Annotated in this window: 2 protein-coding genes; both read right to left on the bottom strand. The window is 72.3% G+C overall.

Annotated elements, in window-relative coordinates:
• Nucleotides 1-465: condensation domain-containing protein (locus ACL06G_RS21455; protein ID WP_412788159.1), on the bottom strand; the 465-nt coding region annotated here is incomplete at its 3' end.
• A gap of 10 nt (nt 466-475) precedes the next feature.
• Nucleotides 476-913, bottom strand: a 438-nt coding sequence (locus ACL06G_RS21450) for a phosphopantetheine-binding protein (RefSeq protein ID WP_412836525.1), incomplete at its 5' end; no start/stop codon positions are given.

Raw genomic sequence — 913 nt, 5'->3', positions numbered from 1 at the left:
GCCGGCGAGCCGGGCGGCGTAGGCCGTCCCCAGGTCCCGCAGCAGCGGGGCGATGGAGCCCCCGTCGCTGACGATGTGGTGCATGACCAGCAGCAGCACGTGCTCCTCGTCGGGCCGCACCGTGAACAGCCGGGCGCGGAACGGCACCTCCTCACCCAGGTCGAACACCTGCTGCGCCGTCTCCGACAGGGCCCGACGCAGCTCCTTGCCCGCGGCCTGCGACGTCGGCAGGGAGAGGGAGACCTCCTCGGGCTCCAGGATCTGCTGGCGGGGTTCGCCGTCCGGTGCGGGGAAGACGGTGCGCAGCGCCTCGTGACGCGCGACGACGTCGTGCAGGGCCGCCGCCAGAGCAGTGGCGTCGAGCCGCCCGTGGAGACGCAGGGCGAACGGCACGTTGTAGGCGGGACTGTCTTCGGAGCGGCTGAAGAACCACAGCCGCTGCTGCGCGTACGACAACGGGATCATGGGGCGCTCCTCAGGACCGGGGCCGCCGGCGCAGCGCCGGCCGTGCCTTCGCCGCGTTCTCCGTCCGCAGCGCGAGCGCTGCCGGAGTGGGGGCTTCGAACAGGGACGTGATGGGCAGCTCGGCCCGGCAGACCGATCGGATCCGGCTGATCAGACGGACCCCGAGCAGGCTGTGGCCGCCCAGGTGGAAGAAGTTGTCGTCGGCGCCGACGGTGTCGAGGCCGAGGATGTCGGCGAAGAGGCCGCAGAGGACTTCTTCGCGGGGGGTGCGGGGTGGCCGGCCGGTTCCGGTGACGGGTTGTGGGGTCGGGAGGGCGGCGCGGTCGAGTTTGCCGTTGGGGGTCAGCGGCAGCGCGTCCAGGAACACGTAGCTGCTGGGCCGCAGATGGGCGGGCAGCTGCTCCTCCGCGTGGCGATGCAGGTCCGACATCGCCAGGCTTGCCCCTTT

This window comes from Streptomyces callyspongiae (assembly GCF_047200695.1).
GTDB lineage: Bacteria > Actinomycetota > Actinomycetes > Streptomycetales > Streptomycetaceae > Streptomyces.
Note: the sequence above shows the minus strand (reverse complement) of the source record. Positions and strands in the feature narration are given on the sequence as shown.